Source organism: Shewanella sp. UCD-KL21 (genome assembly GCF_001957135.1).
Taxonomy (GTDB): Bacteria; Pseudomonadota; Gammaproteobacteria; order Enterobacterales; family Shewanellaceae; genus Shewanella.
Genome location: NZ_MPHK01000050.1, coordinates 1 through 1,585, shown reverse-complemented (window position 1 = coordinate 1,585; position 1,585 = coordinate 1). Strand labels below are relative to the sequence as shown.

Annotated in this window: 2 protein-coding genes; both read right to left on the bottom strand. The window is 46.6% G+C overall.

The window, feature by feature from the left end:
* Window positions 1-933: IS91 family transposase (locus tag BM739_RS19775; RefSeq protein WP_076543315.1), on the bottom strand; the 933-nt coding region annotated here is incomplete at its 3' end.
* A partial coding sequence (locus tag BM739_RS19770) for a tyrosine-type recombinase/integrase (protein ID WP_139326940.1) occupies window positions 930-1,585 on the bottom strand: 656 nt, incomplete at its 5' end. The genes BM739_RS19770 and BM739_RS19775, both read right to left, overlap by 4 nt.

The following is a 1,585-nucleotide window of genomic DNA, read 5'->3' as shown; positions in this document are numbered from 1 at the left end:
CATCAAGCGTATTCGTTGCCGCAGCCTGGCTGAACCTCCTCTGAGTAATCCAAAATCTCTGACTCGCCGTAAGCCTTTCGGCAGTACATGTTGCAGTACCAACCATAGAAATTCGACAGTAGGTAATGTACGTATTTCAGTGGTGTTGGTTTGGCTATTTTGATACTCAAAACTAATTTGTCCGTCGATATTACTGACGATATTTTTATCGGGTAACACGCCGCGATAAAGGTATCGCGACAGGTACTTTAACGCTGGCAGTCCTTTACCCACATGTTGGCAGTCTACCACCCACTTTTGGGGTATTGAGCTAGGGAGTTTTAGACTCAGTTTTGCCAGTTGCGCCAGCAGTCTTGCTCGCCACACTTTGGCCAGGTTAAAGGCGTTGAACAGGTATTTACCCTTGTTCTTTTTCCACTGTTTTTTGTGCTTATTAAAGCTGCCTGCCGGAATGATGAAGTGGATATGAGGATGGTAGTCACGCCTTCGGTTATGGGTATGCAGCACGCCCGTAAATCCAATATCACCAYCGAGTTGCTTTGAGTTTTTAGCAAAGTCTTTTAGCACGCTGGCGGCCACCGAGAACATGGCTTGATACATCAACTCGGATTGATGTTTAGCCGTTACTCGCAACTCATAAGGCAAGGTRAACGTCACCATGTAATACTCYACRGGCAGGAGTTTAGCTTGCTGTTTGTTGAGCCAMTCTKYMGTGGTGTTGTGCTGGCATTGAGGGCAACTGCGATGACCACATGACAGCGGGAAATCAGCAGTATGAGTGCAGCTGCGGCATGCCCACTGGCTGGTTCGCTCAGTATTGCTGCGACAATTAAGCATGGCGAAAATAGCTTGGCGCATGGATGATGTTATTTGACCATCATAAGCCTGATTAAAGGCATCGAGKTGGTCGCGTAAAAGTTCAATGAACTTCATAGGTTACACTCCCACTTGAGCACCAAATTATCAGTCAGTTGGTTAACGGACAGAGCAGTGTTTTTTCGAGTGATAGTGGTGAGGCGGGTATAACGGGCGGTGGTATTAAGGCTGTTGTGACCGAGCAAAGTTTGCACTGAGCGCAAATCTAACCCTTGCTCTAACAGATGAGTGGCGTAGCTGTGACGCAGGTTATGTGGGCTGATGGACTTATGAATATTGCACTCACGGATAACCCGTTTTAARGCTTTTTGAATGCCGCCTTTATCTATCAATGAATCAGGTTTGCCATCTTTTCCTGGAAAAATCAGCCGTGGGTGGCGATGCGTTTGCCAGTAATATCGCAGTGCTAATAAGGTACGTTGTGGTAGCGGAACTAACCTGTCCTTACCGCCTTTAGCGTTACGAATGTGCACCTGCATCATCTGTGAATCGATATCGCCAACCTGCAGTGAAATGGCCTCACCGAGGCGCAATCCCATACTGTATAAGGCGAGAAAGCACACTTGATATCGCAGCTTATGGGTAAGGCTAATGACGATAGAAACTTCAGCAGGGGTAAGAATATCAGGCAGTCTTTGGACTTGTGGTGGCTTAACAATATTAAGCCACTCCCAGTGTTGATTAAGCACATGTCGATAGAAAAACTGTA